Genomic DNA, 18402 nt, shown 5'->3' with positions numbered 1-18402 from the left:
CTTCTACTTGTTTAAATACTGGTCAAAGATATGGGTTTGAGGCTTATACGCAAGGTCAAGTTCTCCAGACCATTGAGTCCCCTTTAAAATTTCTTCCCCACATTCCATATCAGAGAAGGTGTGCATTGGGAAATAAGCTTCAGGTGTTATGCTGTAATGAAAACTGACCAACTCCTGTAAGTCATCGCATAACGCGTGAGTCAATGAGGAGGTTCGCCCAAGAGCTGCATTCTCATCAGCTTTCTTCCGAGCAGATTGCAAGATTATTTCAACCTCTTCCCTCTTAGTGGCATGAAATCCAGCTATCGCCCAAACATAGCCACCATCCGTTAAACCTGCTTTTAGCCTTATGGCTTTTATTCCGGACAGCTTATACTGATTGTAGAGAATGGTATTTAGCTTCCTTGATATGCCTCTGCCTTGTAGTTCTTTAGGCATCGCTAAACACACATGGTTGACTATTAATTTACGCTGCTCAACGAGTATGTCCCTTTCCAGAAGAATCGGCTTCCCATAGGCAGTAGCTTCATAGGAAAAGTTTAGAATGCTGTTGTTTTGAACTGAATAGTGGGAGCTCCATAAAGATTTATGCCATTCAAAGCTATATACAGTTGGTACGTCTTTCAGTTCTTTAGCAAGGTTAACAAAATCCATGTAATAGAGCTGAGTATTCATAAGCAATACAAACACATGATCTGAAGCGCAATTGATAGAGACCTTCTGTGCTTTGATCGTATCCAAGTCCTTTATTTGAAGCATTAGTAGTTAGTAAGCTTTAGCAATGAAGGCTGAAAGCTTTTCGAATGGGTTAATATTTTGGTTTACCTAGCTAGATAGCAAATTTTGAGCAGTAGCGTGACAGCAAACCTAACTTAAACGACCGCTCTAGCTTGGTCAGTCGTTTGGACCTTTTGCAAACGGTAGACCCTATTTTGTCCTGAGTTACTCGAGAACTTCGATTCTATTGCCCGGTACGGGCGTCTATGCTTTCGCTAGCCTTTTTTCTTTCCCACGATCATGGCGTAAACGCATCAGCAGCCATCCTACTAGGAAGGCCAGGAGGGCGGGCACTACCGGCAGGAGCACCAAGGCGAGAAAATCATTCGCTTGCCCGAGCAACATGGCCTTCACCAGTGGAAAAAAGGCCTCTAGCTCCAGGAAGCCCATTAAATAGGAGCTTCCCGATACCTTTTGGAGCCCTAATTGATACACTTTCTCTTCCGGCAGAAAGGTAAGGTAGGCCAGCTCGCCGAAAAAACTGATTGCCCAGGTTCTCAGTGCTAAGCGGGTCGGCAAGCGGCAGCGCGCCGCGAGCAGATAGGGGATGGTTAGCAGGGCGGCCAGACAGCCTAAGAAGAGCAGGAAGATGATACCCATTGAGAAATGAGGAGAAGTCAAGTAGGTTGATACCGCGCCGATAGTTGTCTGCTTAATTCCTCAGCGTTGCTTAGCGGCTGCCAGCCCTTAGGTAACCCGCCAAAAGTGGGCCAGGCTAATCCCACTCTGGTTGATCGCTCACATAAGGCGCAGTTCCTCCTCAGCGCGGAGGGGCCCGTACATCGCAGCCTTGAGTTTATCCAGCAAGCCAGTGATCGGTCCGCACGGTTCTAGCATCCAGTCCTTGCGGCCGCACGCCCCTTACAAGCCCGGAGTAGCCCGACGATAGCGGGCCAGCAGATAACCGACCAGAAAAGCGGCCGCCGCCGGCACCAAGGGCAGCAAGTGAAGCCTAGCGTTATCGTGGCCGTATCGTAGCACGATGTGGTCTGCTAAGGCCCCGTTATCGGTCCTTACCCTGGGCTCGTTTCCACTCTTCGGCCTGTCGCAACTCTGCGGCTTGTCGCGCATGCTGCTCAAAGGGAATAGGTATATACTTTAACGTCTTGTGGGGGACGGCCGCCGCCAACTGCTCCAGTACTTGAAAGACCGCCTTAGGCGTGCGATTCGTTGCCTCATGCCACCGGGCATAGCCTTTCTGCTCGCCTGTCGGGGTTTGTTCTAGAAAGTGCGCTTGGAGGAATAGCTGCTCGTCACTGGCCGTGATCCGCACTTGAAACGTACCCTGCGCCGGGGGTGGTAAGGGTCGCGGGGTCGTGAGAAGCTGACGGGCGGCTAGGTTGGGGGACATGGACTCGACGGTAAATCCCTGGGCCGCCAGCACCGGCTTGGCCAAGTGCAGGGGAGTAGGCGGCAGGGGGCGTAATAGATCCAGTAAGATCACGGTGGCGCCCTCCCGTGGGTCTGTGACCGGCCGCCGAGACGAGCGGCATCCCACCACCAAAAGCAGACCGCACGCGAGGACCAGAAGGCGGACGGAGAGGAACATAGGCTTCAAAAGTAAAGGCAAACAACCACGTCAAGTAGCCTAGGGAAGCAAAAAACACTGCCTGACCGAAAGCTATTCCTTGTTCGAGGTCGGCGTTTTAACGACATGTACTGATCCTACGATACGATTCACGAAGCCGGCCTTGTCCGACTTTATCCGAAGGCTCATTACATCCCCTATAAGGTGGTTTGCAGAACGTAAAAAGCTACTGATTACTCAACAGCTTATTTAAAGCGAGGCGTTTTGCGAACCTTATACTTCGGTTCGGGGATGGCTAAAATCTGGCGCACCTCCGCGGCTGTTTCGAGCTCATCGAGGTCGTCGCGATGCGGGTACTCTTGGTAGTGCGGGCGTTGGCCTTGGTCTGCCAGCCTATACCCGTAGATGCGCGTATGGTAGTGATCGGTGTGCGCCTGCCACCACATCATCCCGTCAATCACCGTGGGCGTCACGACGGAGGAATTCACGAGCACCAGGAGTTCCTTCCGGCCGTCGTGGTTGGCGTCGGCAAAGAAGATGGCCGCGACATTAGCCAAATCGGAATCCTCCCGCGGTACCTCAAACCGCTCGACCGCATACGCATCGGCCTGATAGGGGTCGAGCACAAAGACGTACACGCGGTAGTGTTCGTGCGGATCGTGCGCACTGACGAAAAGCTGCTTGCCAAAAGCGCTCGGCCGCCACGCATACTGAATGACCTGCGGTGGGTCATCCGGGTTGGCGAACGAAGCCGGAAGCACCCGCTGTACAAAGGCCTCGACCGACTCGGCGGGCTGCCGCTGCGCCACGCCCTGACGTAGCGTGCGAGCCTCCGTGGAATCAGCTGAGAGACTGCCGTTAGGAGGTGAAGAAGGCACAAAGGAGACGTGGTCTGCTTGGAGTAAGCCAGGTGAAACGGCGGCTAGGCAAGAGAAACAACAGAGCAGGCTCAGCAAGAGCACGGAATAGCGGGAACAGGTAGCAGAGTACTTCATCGGGACACGTAGCCTGCGAGGCGGCTAACTAAAGTACTACGCCAAGCACAATAGCTAATTAAGCAAAGAATCGTCATTATTTCAAGAATTCTGGTATACCTAACCCTATGTAAGGAAAGGATTTCGAGAAGTACGAAGTGGTGAGCACACGCCCGCCTATTGGTTTTTATCCTATTTTGCACCTCTCCCCAATAGGAATTTACAGGCCACCTATGAAAAACGGACTACGACGAATAGCTTTCAGCCTACTCCTCCTGAGCGCGGCCCAGCCCGCGTGGGCGCTGGGGAACGGTATTGTCGAAGAAGGCTTTGCTATGGTAGCTGGTGGCCCAGTGCTACTGCTCTTGCTTTGGGGCTTAGTAGTGACGGCGAAAGACACCAAAGCTACCCCGGCCTCCCAAAGGCAGTTGGTTATCGTCGCAGTTCTGGGGCTGCTTTTCAACGGCTTGTGGCTGTTGCTGCTGTACGTATTTGACCCACATACCTTCGGGCATGGTCATGGCTGGGGCGACGCCGGGTTCGTCGTGCGCTATGTATTACCCAACGCGGTACTGGTCGCTTTCTTACTGGGTAGGCGGTTGCCACACCGGGCGGCAGCCGTGGCGGCGAGTTGCTTGGTAGCGGGAGTGTTTTACTGGCTTCGGTGAGGTAACGATAGTATCCAGCGGCAACAGCTTAGCCCCTCGATTGAGTTCGGGGGCTTTTTTGTAAACGTGTCCGAGAAGGTAAATTATCCTGTCCGGGGTACAGTGGCGACTATAAGGTAGGATGAGGTAGAGTGATACCGGATACTTGGGATACGGCCACCGGATGCGTAGCGTATGCGCCTCACTAGACAAGCGCTTAGGCCACCCCGCTAACCGTTCTCCCTGCCCCTCAACGGCTCCTCTGCCGCTTACTTTACTGCTTTGGCCGGCCGTCGCTTCGACCCGTGCTGCTGCGCCAGGGCCTGCCGCACCTCGGCGGCGGACTGTAGCTCATTTAAGTACGGCCGGGGGGTTCGGTCGGGCTGGTAGCGGGGCCGGCCAGCGGGGGTAAGCCCGGCATAGCGGAATACCTGCGTTTGCCAGTGCGAGAAGCGGCCGTACGCCCGCTGTTTTTTCTTACCTGGCTCGACTGACAGCATTATCACTTTCTGTACCTCGGCATACACCAACGCCAGCAACTCCTTTTGTCCATCCTGGTCTACGTCGGCAAAAAAGAAAGCCGCCAGGTTGGTGATATCTCCAATGGACTCCAACAGCAGCACCTGTACGGCGTAACTAGTAGGCTCGATGGGGTCAAGCACGAAGAGTTCTGTCCCTTCTCCTAAGGTGTGTGATTCGTCCCGCTCGCCATGAGAGAAGAACAGTTGGGGGCCGTACGCACTCGGTCGCCAAGCGTATTTAATGGGTTCACCCCCATAATAAGAGGCGGGGAACAAGCGCTTGAGGAAGGTGGTATCTGCTTCACCGGCCCTCCGCTGGACCACGCCTTGTTTCAAGATCTCCACTTCCTGGCGCAACGCGGCTTCATAAGCTTCCGGCGTCACTTCTTGAGCCCGCGCCGCCGCGCCAGCACTAATCAGAAGAAGCACTGCGAAGACGGTACGCATAGGTGACGGGAAGTGGGGCAAGCAAGATAGCGGGTGAGGAAACGAAAAAAAAGGCACCGACTCTGCGTTTCGTATTTAGCCGCGCTTGTCGATTGCCTGGAGGAGCGTATAAAACGATTGTTTTTTCGCTGCCTTTATAGGGCGATGGTGCCTTATTGGTAACAGGCAAGCTGATTAGCCGCCGAGTCGGAGGTTTCCCTCTAGTTGGTTAAAACACCCAACGGTCAACTTTTTTAGGACGACACATAGGGAAAATGCTGCCAGCCTGGATTATAAGCCCAGCGAATACGCCGCATTATACTTGATCACATCATCCAGGCGGGAGTAGCGGCTGATCATCACGTCGGTTTTCTGCTTCGTCTGGTTCTTAATGAACTCGTTGGACTGGCCGTTAAGCTTGGCCGTGGTAATGAAGGAAGCCCGCAGCGAGTGGGCCGAGTATTTTTCCCCCAGGTGTTGCTTGACCAGCCGGTTGACCCGCACGTCGGAGAGGCGCTTGGTCGAGGGTTTGCTTTCCCCGGCTTTCTGCCCCCGCACCAGCGAGACGAACACCGGCCCCGAGGTGCGCCCCAGCAGCCGGTGCCACGCCTGAAAGGCCCGGACCGGACAGAACAGCGGGTTGGAAGCGTAGAACACCGCTTTATCCTCTACTTCGCCGGCTTGATTGGTTTTGCTTTTGGCCAGGTGCAGCACCAGGGCCTCCTCCTTTAATTCCAGGTGCTCCAAATCGAGGGCGACCAGCTCCGAGCGCCGGAACGCCCCGGCAAAGCCGAGTAGTAAAAGTGCCCGGTCCCGAACGCCGGCCGCGGATTCCAGGTCGAGGGCACTAACCGCTTGCTTTAGGTGCGCCACGGAAAAAGCCGGGGCCTGCTTCTGGCGCTTCCCCACGGCGCGGGCCACGCCCTTCAAGAGCACCTCCAGCGCGGGCGACCCCACGGCCGACGGGAGCCCGAGCAGCTGGTGCTTCTTGGCAATGGCCGAGAGGTGGCGCTGGATGGTGGCCAGCTTGCGCGGCAGGTTGGCCAGGTGCGCCACGTAGCCGGCGAGGGTGGCCACGGCGGCCGGGTAGGCCGGGAGCTGGTTAGCTCCGCAGTAGGCTTCATAGCTGACCAAGTCGGTGGCGTAGGCCAGCCGGGTATTGTCGGACCCTTCCAGGCCCAGCGTGAGGAAGCGGGCCACGTCCGGGGCGACGTTGCCGGCCAGGTCGGCCAGGGCCAGCTCCGGCACGGATTGCCCGACGACCGGCAGCAACTCTTTCTTTCCCTTTGGTTCCATGGTAGACAGTTGGGTGGCGGTGAAGTAGCCGCCCGCAGAGGTTGGTTTGGTAGCAGCGTAGGACCCGACCCGGGTACCCGGCCGAAGCGAGGCCCGCGAAGATCTGCCTGACCACGGTTGCTGGTAAAAGATGAGGGAGCAGCCGAAAATTTAGGGGTTGGCGGGGTAAATATATAGGTAAAAGTTTAGGTACGATAATGAAGTGTTATCGTACCTAAACTCTGCTAGAAGAACAGTGGGATGGCCTCTCAGAACCTTAACTTTGTTCGCAGAGGAATTGAAACGCCTTTCCGTGAACGGAGAGATTCTAATGCTCCACCCTATGTCGGGTTACTTCGCTCCGGGTAAGCGTATCAAGCGGTTAGTTGATTGCCGGGCATTAGGATAGTTTTATCCTAACACAGCAGTTGCCTTACTCTATGCGCCCCCACCACCTGCTCTGGTTCCTCCTGCTACTCACCACTTCCTGCGCCGATTCGGGTCATACCAGCACCGTGCTGAAAAACACCTCCACCAGTCGCCTAACGATTACATGCACTGCTAAGACCGTGGCAGGCGATTGGAAAGGCCTAAAGCTCGACGACCTGCGCGCTGTGCAAGAGGCTTTGCACGCCGATACTTGCTTTCTGACGGAACCAGAAGGGAAGCTGGTGATGGTGCGCACGCTGGAGGCGGGTGATAGCCTTGTTTTAGGACAGGGTAGAGAAGCCTTTCTGCGGCGTTTTACTACGCCACCACTCGATTGGGAAGCGGTCACGGCACGGCCGGCCGCCGGACAGCCTGTGACCCTGACCCCGGCGAGCATTACGCAATTTGTCACCGGCACCTATAGGGAGAGAGAGAGATGCGGTAGCGAGTGCGAAAGAATCACCCGAGTTTTTAAAGTAGAGCTGCCCGCTACTCCTTCAGCAGAGCATGTCCAAAACTGAGGTGGTCTAGCTACGCCGGGCAGAATGGAGCTGTAGTGTTGAATGGGTGTGGTTGGTTCTACAGACGGAATTAGATCCGTTTTTCTAGGGAGTGCTGGAGCAATAGATACCCAATAAGCACCAAAACAGGCATATAAATAAACATCACACTAACCCAGCTCATAGGAAACAATCTCCATAGATAACACGCCACCAGAAACCCAACCAAAAACCTTACAACGGTTATTTTATTGAATGTTTTATACTTTCTGAACACATAATAGAGCGTAAATAAGGTTATGCCGATAAATAAAATGGCAAGCACCGTAGAAGCAAACCCTAATACCAGTTCTTCGGAGAGCAGCAGGATGCTAAGCATATTTATTGGGTTTATAGGAACATGAAATTGTTGCCGACTGCTTTGCTAATGGACCCGTCCTTTTATTCGTTATCGTCATCCATCAAGGATTGAAGATATATTCTCCGGTAGGCAGCACAAGTAATGTCCACAGAGGGAGCATCAACTCCTTAAACATAGCTCCGTGCAGCCCTTGGTAGCAGGTCAAGAGTGGTGCCTAATTTGCGACAATAGAGCAGGTATGCGGTTTTACCCATCCGTTTAGCCTTCCCCAATGCTGCTCATCCTGCTCTTTCTTCTCTCCATATTTTTCATCGCTTTCGTGCTTTGGATTCCCTACCGGCTCGTGCAGACGGCGAAGCTCAGTACCCGGCTGGCCGTACGGACCTGGGCGATCTACTTTTTTGGCCAACTGCTCTATTTAACGTGCACGCGCCAGCCTTGGCGGATCTATCCCTACTCCCTGATCAGTGGCAATGGCTATCGCATGATAGGCGATTTGATCGGAGACGTTGATTGGGTCGTTGGTCAAATAGGGCGAGGCAAGGGCCGGGACTATCTGTTGTTTGTGCTACTGCCCTTGGTGCCCGCGGCGGCCGCTTTTCTGATCGGCTATCTGCTGGAACGCTACCGCCGGGCAACTCCGGGCTTGTAAGGGAAGCCTAGCGTTATCGTGGCCGTATCAGTACCCCAATAAGGTCCGCGAAGGCCCCTTTATCGAACCCCAAAATTATTCGGTTTAATTGCCTACTATTAGCTAGTAGTCTCCAAGACGTAGTGTAGAGGGCACGCCCTGGGTGGGTCTTTGTTTTATACCATCACTCATAAACACTAATACTCTAAATCTAAATAAAGAAGTACTGGAAAAACGGCAGTTTCATCCTCATACATCCGTCATACAATAATATGGAATTTGCATTTGGTTTCTATATCGGGCTGATATTACTCGTTATGACCTATTTGGTATATGCGCCCATCCTGCTTATTCCGCTAGCTAGGCGATTTGGGCGATCTAATTGGTTTCATGGCGGGATGTTAATTTCTTAGATCATATTTTTCGTTCTGTTTGTGTTAATGTCTATTAGAAATCATGAATATCCATGGCTTTTTAAAGTAAGTAAACCTTTATACTCGGTATTGGAGGAAAACTTTTTTTTAGGTTTGTTAAAATTCTGGGCTATTTCCCTGAGTACATGCAGCGTGATTTTACTCCTGTATCGCGTGATTTATAGCGCTATCCAAAAGGAGCGAGCTCTCTAATTATTGTAACAGAGGTAAGTTTTTGGATGCAGCTGGTGGCCCGAACCTGATGTATATGAGGGCACTAGTACAAGTGAATATTCTATAGTTTTCCTTTTATTCCTTCCGCTCGTGTTAACAGGATTCGTCTTTTTCTCGCGCGCCGCGCCGCTAACTAATTAGCAATATTATAATCTAACGCCCTAAGCTGTCCTGCGTAAGCGGACCACCTTACATTGAAGTAATGTAGCTAAGCCAAACCCAATAGGAACGCAGGGCAGTGGAGAAGCAGCTCATAGTTAACAAACGTAAACTGTATGCAAATGAGTAAAATGTTTTATATGTACATGCTGCCAGTATTAGTAGCTATGAACTACTTTTATATATATTTTACGATGCTTTCGCCATTACACTATTTACATAATTTAGGGCCTGTTTTTCATCTTGTATTTTTTTTTGTTTTTCATATCATACTTCTATTAAGTGGCCGCAAGGCATTAAAATATGCAAGAGCAAACAAAAAAAAGGCTTTGATATTACTCTATGAAATATTAGTTTTTACCTCAGGTATAGTATTAGTATTTATCACACTGTTTGCAATCACTTTTGGCAGTATAGAAGATTTGGGGACACACTAGATTATAAAACAAATTAATATAAAAATTATTTTATTGTTATGCACCTGCTTCCTCAACTCTCATCCCTTTTCGACCTTCAATTCCTGCCTCAAGAACTTGACTTTATTAGCACGGGTGCTAGCGAAGCAGTGCAAGGTGTATTTTATAAAAACTACAACGTCAATCGAAGTATTGTACCGGGTACTGGTAACTTCTATATTGACAGGACTTAGGCATTAAAACTAGCGAAGTGCCTTTGCGGCCGCTAGTGCCGTTTTACAACCAATTGTGCAAGTCAGGTTTTCGAACTAAATAGGCTCTCACGAGCTAGAGATGAAGTCTAGGAATTTTGATGCGTAAGCCCTGGGTGGTCGCTACAGCCCGATCGGCCGGAGACTAGGTCCCACGAGGAACAGTACCGCGTGCAACTCCCCGTGGGACCTGCCCTGCTGCCGTGACGGCAGGAGCGATCAAGGGAACGGTATCAGCTGCCGGCTCGCCGCTGCTCCTCGTGACGTACACTACCCCCTCGCAACAACCGCTGGAGTACTACTTAGCCACTAGTGGGCAGGGCGTGTGGAATAACTTTGGCAGCATGCTGCGCGCTACCGAGTAATGTTTCGGACCACGCAGGAATAACAGGCCGTACTGGCCCCGGCAACGTGGTGCCTACCCCGACAGACCCAAGCCATTCCTTCCTACGACTATGCTGTTAGAAGTTGACATCTCTCTTATATACGAAATAATGTATGGCCCTTCCGTGATTCTGGATATTGCGGCTATACTATTGCTAATGGTTTACCTGCTGAAGCCAACAGGGATTTTACGATTTCTATTATTATCGATTTGCGTTATAAATAGCCTGATATGTTTGTTTATATATGAAATAACTAATCCTAATGGATCTATAACATCTATCTTTACATGTGTCTCTTTTGCGCCATCTTTAATTATTGTATTCGTGGTGATGATGGCTACAAGAATCAGAAGGATTATAGAATATAATTAGTTTATAGAAGAGAAATTAGGCTGTACTAAACCAAAAAACGCAACATAAAAACTGTGTATGTATTATTTTATTAATATTTTCAATCTTCTAATAATGCTGGTATTGAATGCAGCGCTAGTAGTGTCATTTTATTTTACCCTGTTTAGAAAAGCTGATACAGCTAAGGCAAATCGGATTTATATTGTTTCTTGTGGACTATTTATATTCATTCATGTCATAAGAATTTGTATGATGTACTCAGATATGGTAAATCAAGAAATCCTTAATTCGATTGTGTATTATAGTAATAGTCCCCATATGAGAGTGTCTCTTGGCGATTTCTTATTCTCCTACTATTTTGACTTTATAATATCCTTTTTATCAACCTTCATATCTTTTATAGTATTTACGATTAAACCTAAATAGTATACATACCTTATAATCGCCCCTGTACCCAAAACAGGAAGCGGTGCGATAAGGCTCCGCTATCATCCCTAACCGGCTGGTTTTCCTCGCTCCCCATTCATGGGCGTGCCACTCAGTGTCTCTTATCCCCTGACCTCCAGCGGAGGGTCATTTTGTGACGTTCAAGGAATCCCTGTTGCTAGAATGAATGACAAAGGCAGTATTATTTAGGCCGTGCGCGCTAATTCCGGACGCGCTGTCCATGCTCGATGTAGCGTCTTACCGGGTGATGATCGCCCGTCATGGCCCGATTTTTTCTGAAATGCCAATTCCCGTTCCGTCAGATCAAATTGTTCCGTTGGGAAAACGTGTCCCCTCAGGAATATTAACAGCCAGTGAAAAGGTTCATTCCCTGGTAAGAGATGAAGGTTTCCAGTAGTAAATGAAGTAGCATTATACAATATTTAATGACCCTATACGATGTATTACTTTTTTGATCTTCTCACGATAATAAGTCTACTTGTAGGAAACGCGTTTTTTCTCCTCCTCCTTTATATGGTCTTATTCAGAGGAACAGATAAAAATCACTTTGGTCGCATATATATTTTGTCTTGTGTTTTATTTATAATTATACATATAGCTAAACTATTCATTATGTACTCAAGTTCATTTGAGGAAGATATACACAGCCTTAATATCTATAAATTTACAACTGAGTATTATTGTAAATATCACCAAAAAAACGAAATTCGGGTGCATAAATTGAATGTCGGAACCTTTATTATATCTTATTATATGGATTTGATGATTTCGTTTTTTTCTACGCTATTTTCGTTTTTAATTATAAATAAAGTGAAAGTGTCACCCAAGGCTCTGTAAAGGCTAGCTAAACTCTTAGTCGATGGTGTGGATAATGTTTCTGAAGACAGGAAGGGGCACTCCTTATCTATCGAAACGGATTGCGCTCCACAATGAGTCCGGCCAACATACTAACTACACCTGAAGCCATCACGGCGAACAGGGTTGCCTTAGCTACAGAATCTATCTCACTCCGCACCAGTGCTGAAGACTTATCGTACCTAAACTTGCTAAAAATCATCACTCTTGAATAGCTATCATTATGCTCCGTTCTTGTTTCTACGCTTTGCCGGGAGCATCCACCAGCGAGGGCTAGCAGCAGGAACAGGCATGGTACAAATCCCCCGTGATGGTTGAGGGCTACCCGTCGTGTCGCTGTCCAGCGTGCCGTGTAGCTTGCATGCCCGACGATCCCTGTGTTTTTCCTTTCTTGCTCCTTCCTATATCCGGTGTCTATGAGTCTGAATCCTGCTCCCGAAGAAAGGCCGGCAGTGCCGCCCGGCCTGTACGGCAACATCACCGAGAAGGAGCTCGACCGCGATATCCGCAATCTGCAGCTGCCGGAGGCCGACAGCCTGTTCGCCACCGAGGAGGAACTGCGGGCTATGTATCCGCCGGGTGACTTCGAGCGCCTGCAGGAGGAATTGGATAACCCCTAACCCCCGGACCGGTGGCGCCAGGAACTGTTATGGGAACCGGCGCAGCTAGCCCTGAACTCCGTGATTGGGACTCGCCGACCGGCTCAACGGTTAGGTCCTTACTCTGCGGAGGGTACGTACCCCGTACCACGTCCCAAAGGCCAGGAGCCAGGCCACAGGCAGACAGGTGAGCCACAGCAGCGGGATGAAAAGCTGCTCCCAGTTGCTCAAGGGCCACCGGTGGCCCAGCCCCAGCGCGCTCACCCAGAAGCAAATAAAGAGCAGGTAGGCAAGGGGCAACCAACTCACCCATACCCCAGCCGGTACTCGTCGTCTAAATTGTTGGGCTCCCGACGGTGCCGACAGCCATCCCAGCAGCAAGCAGGAACCCACAAAATAGGGTCCCCCGAGGTACAAGCCAGTACAGGTAATAATAACAATCTCCATGTTGCTGATGCTCAACGGGGGGCGCTTTTCGTAGCGCAAGAATACAAAGTAATCGTCTCAGGATCGGCGGCTCCGCGTTGGGCTTAAATAAATTAAGGTAACGGGACGACAATAAGCGGCCTTCGAAGCCTCAAGTCAAGTGACAGGATAGCTTGTAACCAAGTCCGAGAATGTTTATAATAATGACTACAACATTATCCCTTAGATTTGCTCTACTCGCCTGCTCAAATGAAACGTAAAGCATTCAGGCTTATCGGAGGGCTAAGCCTCACCCTCTTACCCCTCTACGCCCAGGCAGAAGATCTTAAGTCAATAGACATCCTATTTAAGCTCGTATTCAGTTCTATAGGAGTGATTATCGGTTTTCTAGCCGTCCTGATTGGCATCCCCTACCTGCTGATTACCTACTGGTCTAGGTTTTCACTTCCCTACAAGATAGTGGTGCTTTTAGCGATAGCTTCGTTTTTCATCCTAGCCATCGCTTATCCGAACTTAATCCCCTCATTTTTCGATTTGACATTTCCTGATTAGCCATGGCTTTTCGGTTGAGCGCGGGGAATTTCGGGTGCGGTGTCCGATAGTTCGAGAGCAGAGTAGGGACTTGTTAGTGCAGCATCGGGACTTTTAGGAACGATCTACTACCTTCCAGCCATATATGCGATTTAGATCTTTTAAGCTTCTGGGACTGCTAAGTCTTATTCTCTTACCGATGTCTGTTCATGCAGAGAATCTTAAGGCAGCAAGGGGACTTTTTACACTATTTTTGATTGGTATAGCTTTAATCGTTGGTTTTACAGCAATCACAGGTGGACTTCTCTACCTACTAATAAAACATTGGTCTAAGTTCTCACAGGCATCTAAGATTCTAGTGGGTATAACGCTAGCTTGTGGCTTGGTTTTCCTTTTCGAGTACAGCAAGAATCATCCTAATGCCATAAGGTCATGCCTTGAGTGGTTGCTTATTTAAATCCAATAAATAATTTTAAATATCGCATTTACGCGTTCTGGCAATAAATATTTAAATAAAAATTATATAAATTCTTTTAAATACTTTAAAGAATCCTTACCCGAAGCCGGGTGCTATTCCTACATTTATTTAGTCGCTTGGTAACACCCTGCCAGGTGACTGCCTATGAACGGCGAAACCCCAAATGCGGGAACACTTGGGGTTTCAGGAAGCTAGGGTTCACCCTAACAACCGAGCATGGAAAAGAGTAAACCAGCGGGAAAGCCTGAGAAGCTCAAAATCACCCGCATCCAGCTAGAACTGATGAAAGCAGCGCTAGGTGGTGTATGTCGAGGCATTGTTTCCTTTGCGCTCAATATGTTTTTGTAAGAAAAGTAGCCGGTGCCGCTATGGTATCGGCTATTTTTATGCTCACAGTGGCAAAGTTGGTTAACTTACTCATGATATACAAGTAGCATATTAGCTACATCATCAGAAATGAAAGAGGCTACCGATGATTCAGTAGCCTCTTTTTTAGTACCAACTACGGATTTCTCTCAATAACCTCTCGCTAAATATTAACAAACAAATCAAGGAGATAGAAATACCGCTTACCCTCACCATTCTGTGTTTGTATTGATTTTGTCTGTCTGTGATAAGCCTGTACAAAAACACACTTAAAAAGAGAGTAGCTATTACTGCTAAAAGAAAACCAACAATCACTGCACCTATATAAAGCAAGCCGAAAAACTGTCCTATTACAGCAGTTTCGTCAAGAAGTAGCGTTACGAGTGGAGTCATATATCTTATACTTTAATTGAAGTAATTAGCTAAAGCTATAGCTAAAACATAGAGGATGGTTGCGATAAGAAGCCTGCGCCCAAATCTATATAGTTTAAGACGAAACTGACTTGGATTGTCATTTCCAGCAAGATTATTCACCAAATAGATACCTAAGAAGATAGCTCCTATTACCGCAGCGATAAGGAGTATACCCAAGAAAAGGTCTATTGCAGCCGTTTCATTCAAAAATAGCGGTATAAAAGCCGTCATAAGAGACTAAAGAGATATAAAGGGTAGAAGGTGGAATCAAGCGATGATTTCCTTTATCGCTGTACTGCTCGGTAAGTGACAAGGCAACACGTTACGAAAAAGAAAAGCGGGATGGGAAAGAGCATCGGTTGCCGTTCCAACAGGTCCGACAAAAAGAGGCAAGAGGCAACGAAGTATGCCCAGGTTGCCAAACTTCCGGCAAGACGTATCACCCGCGGTAGCTTACGGATGGATGACGCATAGGCTAGCCCACAGAATAGAAGGACGATGATCACCAGGATCATATTTCCTCCCAGCCTGATGGGCGTATTCTCATTCAGTAACAGCATGGTAGGGAGGGTAACGAAAGTCGAAAGGAGAGCACTACATTCAGAAGAAGCAGGGCGTATGATAACACCCCTTACCAAGGCTTTACCACGCGATAACGCGCATCAAAGCGGCCCTCCCGAACCAGCATGGGCTTCGACCAGCCGTGCGTGTTGCGCAGTTGGCCGGTAAAGGTGCCCGCAATGATATGAGCCGTCGTATCAAAGCGCGTGATGAGGAGCTGCGCGGCAACCGGAAGCCCGTGTACCGCTTGGCTCGGGCCCTCGCGCAACGATTGATCAGCCAGGGCCGTCGATTGTCGGTAGCTACTATCCTGGGTCCGGTCGTGGAGCAGCAGCTCGAACGTGCCGCGCGCTTCACTGGGCGCATAATGGGCAATTTGGTACACGCCCGGCCCCGTGATCCGTCTCACCCAGAGCGTAAAGTCTTGCTGGCGATCCCCGACCTGCAGCTGGGCCTCCAGTTGCAGGGAATAAATTCCTTTGGCTTTATCTTGTACGACGCACCTGGCCTGCACCGGACAGTGGTTCGTACAGCCGGTGCCCGTAAAACACGTACGATAGTTGCGCCACACCTCGTCCCCCAGCACAAAGCCCAGCGTACCCGCGCCGTGGCGGGTGATGGGGGGCAGCGTAAAGGCAGGTCCCCCCGAGATCCGGGCAATACTGTCCTGGACGTGCTGCTCCGCTTGACAGCGCTGCTGGCCGGCTTTGTAGGCATCCGCCAACAGCTGCTTGGTCGAGTCCGGGCCGAGGTAGATTCCGGCTTTCTCTACCACTTTCCAGCCCGCCGGATGTTGTTCGCCCGCGGCCCCGATCACCCAGTTAAAGAGCGGGGTCACAGGCGTAATCTTTACCGTCCTGGTTATGGGCTTTGCAAAGCCCGCCCAGGGCTCGGCCGTTTGCTCGGCGACCAGCGCGTGCTGCTGCCGCGCGTACACGTACGTCGTCTGCCAGGAGGCGGGGCTGGCATTGGTGCCGAAAAAGAAGAAGTAAAGAAAGCTGATCGGCACTAAGCCAATCCCTACCGGCCAGAGGCTCAACACCGCCCACAGGGGCAGGGGCAGCAGCACGCTCCGCCACAACAGCTTCGGCAGCCAGCGCATTGCCGGCCAGCGCCGGGCGAGGGGGATCGCGCCGCCCCAAATAACCCAGTGGAGGGCCGTCACGAGAGCCTGATTAGCAAACTCCAAGGGGGTCAGCCAATCGATAAACGTCAGGAGCACGCACAGGCTCCATCCGTACGTCAAGCCAAGCGATACGGTAGCGCGGGAAAAGCGGGGCAGCGAAGAGGAGGGCATGCAGACAAGTAGTGAGCAGGTGCTAAGGAAGGAAGAGGAGTCTTCGCGGAATGCAAGGTAAACTGCCTTGGAGCGGGCCGGGAAGGCGGAAAGCTTCCCGCTTGAAAAAGGCGGGCCTGCGGGCTAGTGGGCCGCGGGCTCGCCGCCCACGCCTAATTCAGCGAGGACGCGACCAGGTAGGTTTCCGTATCCTGCCAAATGGGGGCCGTGTAGAGCTTGTAGCGCACGTTGGCCGGGCTGATCAGCATGGGCCCGAAGTTCTTTTGGACTTCGGCCGCGATGAACGCTTCGGCCTGCTGGAGCCGGCCCGCCGGGACCTGGGTCATCACGGCGGTACATTCGCCTTGCTCGAAGAGGTAGCCGAGCACGGCCCCCGTAGGGGTGTTAAACAAGTACACGTCCTGTTCCATCGCGTGGAACGTTTGCTTGTGCTCCGCGATGGACTGCTTGACCACGTCCCTCGTCTTATTTAAACAAGCGACCTGCTGGGCGGTGATCGTGGGGTCCGGGGCCGCGAGGATAACGCCAACAGGGCGACTACAGCCGACTAGAAAGCAGGCCGCCAGGGTAAAAAGCAACTTCATGTGGTTTGTGCTTTATAAGTAGGGGTGCCCGGAAGACCTGCCCGTTTGTGCAGGATGAATGGTTGGTGCACGCATTTTTTCCTCATTTTACCACCACGGGCACCGTGAAGGAGACGGCCACGGGCCGCCCGTTTTGCTTGCCTGGCACGAAGCGGGGCAGGCGCTGCACGGCAGCGAGGACCGCCGCGTCGGTCGCTCCGCCCACGCCCTTCTGCAGTTTCACGGCATAGACCCCGCCGTGGGGCCCCACCGTGAAGCTGACGAACACCCGCCGCTGGCCGGGGGCGGCCTGTCCCCCGGGTTCCCCTAACAACTCCTGGATGGTCGCGCTGATGCTCGCCGCGTTGGGCAGCTGCGGCATCTGCTCGACATAGGTATACACCCGACTAATGGAGTCGGGTGGGTTGGGCGGCATGCGCACTTCCAGGTACGTGCGCACGGCCACGGCCCGGCCCGCTTCGTCGCGCCCGGGCTGGTAGCGGGGCAGGCCCCGCACGAGGCGCAAGAGCTCCGCGTCGCAGGCCGCGCACAAGGGGCGCACCACCTTCAAGGAATCGAGCTGGCCATCGGGCATCACGACCGCCCCCACGCCCACCAGGCCACTGAGCTGCTGGGCCGCGACCACCGCCGGTACGCGTACCTGTTGCTGCAGGTAGGCGTCCACATCGGGCATGGGGGGCACGGGCTGGCTGCCCGGCGCCCGGTTGTAGGTGTGGTTGGGCCCGTAGAAGGTGAGCGGCACGGTCAGGCTGATGGCCACGGGCTGGCCGTTGTGCGTGGCCGGCAGGAAGCGGGGTAGCCGGGCCACGGTCTGCAGGGCGGCCGCATCGGCCCCGGCCGACAGGGGCTTGACCACCACCGCGTCGCGCACCACGCCGCTGGTGCCCACCGTGAAGCGCACAAACACGCGGCCCTCGATGTGGCCGGCCTGCACGTCGGGCGCGGGCACCAGGGTCCGCTGCAGGAGCGCCCCCACGGCGTAGCTGCCGCTGCCGTCGGGTAGCCGGGGCATCTGGTCGGCCGTTGGCCACACGCGGCTGGTATCGCCCGGCTCCACGGGCTGCTGCTGGCGTGCCGCAGGGCTGGGGGTGGCGCGGGCTTCCGCGCGCCCCTCGGCGGGCAGGCCCGCGAGCACAAACTGCACGGGCAGGCTCATGCGCACCGGCACGGCCTGCCCCTGGCGGCGGCCGGGCTTCAGGCGCGGCAGCCCGCGCAGGGCCGCCGTTGCCGCTTCCGGGCAGCCGTAGTCAAGCCCCTGCGCGTACACGTCCGTCAGGCTCCCATCGGCCAGCACCGTGAAGGCGATGGTCACCGTGCCCTGGACGCCCTGGCGCTGGGCGGCGACCGGGTACTTGACCTGGCGCTGCACGGCCGCCGTAAGGGCCGCCAGCCCGCCCCCCGTGGGCAGTTCCGGCATGTGCGGCACGTTCACGTACACGGATTGCGGGGGCTGGTGGGGCCGCGTCTGGGCGACGACGGGTTGGGGGCTAGTCAGCAGGCAGGGGAGCACCAGCGACGGCAACAGCCATGGCAGCAGCAGGGAAGGGTAAAACGATATTTTCATA

At 52.3% G+C, this 18402-nt stretch carries 17 protein-coding genes; 7 read left to right on the top strand and 10 right to left on the bottom strand.

The window, feature by feature from the left end; all coding sequences use genetic code 11:
• Nucleotides 1-3: 3 nt before the first annotated feature.
• The 4 genes from G7064_RS21785 to G7064_RS21770 all read right to left on the bottom strand — a co-directional run bounded on the left by G7064_RS21785 (nucleotide 4) and on the right by G7064_RS21770 (nucleotide 3300).
• Nucleotides 4-675 carry a hypothetical protein gene (locus tag G7064_RS21785; protein WP_166075451.1) on the bottom strand — a complete coding sequence of 224 codons (672 nt, stop codon included), beginning with the start codon at nucleotides 673-675 and terminating at the stop codon, nucleotides 4-6.
• Between the two features lie 306 nt (nucleotides 676-981).
• A complete protein-coding gene (locus G7064_RS21780; RefSeq protein WP_166075450.1) occupies nucleotides 982-1398 on the bottom strand; it encodes a hypothetical protein in 417 nt (138 codons plus the stop codon).
• A 382-nt stretch (nucleotides 1399-1780) separates the two neighbouring features.
• Entirely contained in the window at nucleotides 1781-2326 is a 546-nt protein-coding gene (locus G7064_RS21775) for a hypothetical protein (RefSeq protein ID WP_166075449.1), read from the bottom strand.
• 224 nt (nucleotides 2327-2550) lie between these two features.
• On the bottom strand, nucleotides 2551-3300 hold the full coding sequence (locus G7064_RS21770) for a hypothetical protein (protein WP_166075448.1): 750 nt from the start codon (nucleotides 3298-3300) through the stop codon (nucleotides 2551-2553).
• Nucleotides 3301-3512: 212 nt separating this feature from the next.
• Here G7064_RS21770 and G7064_RS21765 point away from each other — a divergent pair, with 212 nt between their 5' ends.
• Entirely contained in the window at nucleotides 3513-3947 is a 435-nt protein-coding gene (locus tag G7064_RS21765) for a hypothetical protein (protein ID WP_166075447.1), read from the top strand.
• Nucleotides 3948-4195: 248 nt separating this feature from the next.
• Here G7064_RS21765 and G7064_RS21760 read toward each other — a convergent pair whose 3' ends face one another.
• On the bottom strand, nucleotides 4196-4894 hold the full coding sequence (locus tag G7064_RS21760) for a hypothetical protein (protein WP_166075446.1): 699 nt from the start codon (nucleotides 4892-4894) through the stop codon (nucleotides 4196-4198).
• A 270-nt stretch (nucleotides 4895-5164) separates the two neighbouring features.
• On the bottom strand, nucleotides 5165-6169 hold the full coding sequence (locus tag G7064_RS21755; protein WP_166075445.1) for a tyrosine-type recombinase/integrase: 1005 nt from the start codon (nucleotides 6167-6169) through the stop codon (nucleotides 5165-5167).
• A 419-nt stretch (nucleotides 6170-6588) separates the two neighbouring features.
• On the opposite strand from G7064_RS21755, the gene G7064_RS21750 reads away from it, so the two are divergent.
• The 6 genes from G7064_RS21750 to G7064_RS22860 all read left to right on the top strand — a co-directional run bounded on the left by G7064_RS21750 (nucleotide 6589) and on the right by G7064_RS22860 (nucleotide 13963).
• Nucleotides 6589-7098, top strand: coding sequence for a hypothetical protein (locus G7064_RS21750; protein WP_166075444.1), 510 nt, complete (start codon nucleotides 6589-6591; stop codon nucleotides 7096-7098).
• A gap of 611 nt (nucleotides 7099-7709) precedes the next feature.
• Nucleotides 7710-8090 (top strand): hypothetical protein, encoded by a 381-nt coding sequence (locus tag G7064_RS21745; RefSeq protein ID WP_166075443.1) that lies wholly within the window; start codon nucleotides 7710-7712, stop codon nucleotides 8088-8090.
• Nucleotides 8091-9745: 1655 nt separating this feature from the next.
• Nucleotides 9746-9907 (top strand): hypothetical protein, encoded by a 162-nt coding sequence (locus G7064_RS21740; RefSeq protein WP_166075442.1) that lies wholly within the window; start codon nucleotides 9746-9748, stop codon nucleotides 9905-9907.
• A 2090-nt stretch (nucleotides 9908-11997) separates the two neighbouring features.
• Nucleotides 11998-12201 carry a hypothetical protein gene (locus G7064_RS21735; protein WP_166075441.1) on the top strand — a complete coding sequence of 68 codons (204 nt, stop codon included), beginning with the start codon at nucleotides 11998-12000 and terminating at the stop codon, nucleotides 12199-12201.
• A 654-nt stretch (nucleotides 12202-12855) separates the two neighbouring features.
• Nucleotides 12856-13158 (top strand): hypothetical protein, encoded by a 303-nt coding sequence (locus tag G7064_RS21730; protein ID WP_166075439.1) that lies wholly within the window; start codon nucleotides 12856-12858, stop codon nucleotides 13156-13158.
• Between the two features lie 673 nt (nucleotides 13159-13831).
• Nucleotides 13832-13963, top strand: coding sequence for a hypothetical protein (locus tag G7064_RS22860; RefSeq protein WP_262888667.1), 132 nt, complete (start codon nucleotides 13832-13834; stop codon nucleotides 13961-13963).
• A 423-nt stretch (nucleotides 13964-14386) separates the two neighbouring features.
• Here the strand turns inward: G7064_RS22860 and G7064_RS21725 are convergent, their stop codons facing one another.
• The 4 genes from G7064_RS21725 to G7064_RS21710 all read right to left on the bottom strand — a co-directional run bounded on the left by G7064_RS21725 (nucleotide 14387) and on the right by G7064_RS21710 (nucleotide 18401).
• Nucleotides 14387-14626 carry a hypothetical protein gene (locus G7064_RS21725; protein WP_166075438.1) on the bottom strand — a complete coding sequence of 80 codons (240 nt, stop codon included), beginning with the start codon at nucleotides 14624-14626 and terminating at the stop codon, nucleotides 14387-14389.
• A 400-nt stretch (nucleotides 14627-15026) separates the two neighbouring features.
• The gene (locus G7064_RS21720; RefSeq protein WP_166075437.1) at nucleotides 15027-16253 is read right to left on the bottom strand and encodes a hypothetical protein; all 1227 of its coding nucleotides are present in this window, start codon (nucleotides 16251-16253) and stop codon (nucleotides 15027-15029) included.
• Nucleotides 16254-16405: 152 nt separating this feature from the next.
• On the bottom strand, nucleotides 16406-16663 hold the full coding sequence (locus tag G7064_RS21715; protein WP_166075436.1) for a hypothetical protein: 258 nt from the start codon (nucleotides 16661-16663) through the stop codon (nucleotides 16406-16408).
• A gap of 256 nt (nucleotides 16664-16919) precedes the next feature.
• Entirely contained in the window at nucleotides 16920-18401 is a 1482-nt protein-coding gene (locus G7064_RS21710) for a TonB family protein (RefSeq protein WP_166075435.1), read from the bottom strand.
• Nucleotide 18402: the final 1 nt, after the last annotated feature.

It is taken from the genome of Hymenobacter sp. HDW8 (genome assembly GCF_011305775.1).
Lineage (GTDB): Bacteria > Bacteroidota > Bacteroidia > Cytophagales > Hymenobacteraceae > Hymenobacter > Hymenobacter radiodurans.
The sequence above is the reverse complement of the archived record's forward strand: the minus strand, read 5'-3'. Positions and strand labels throughout refer to the sequence as shown.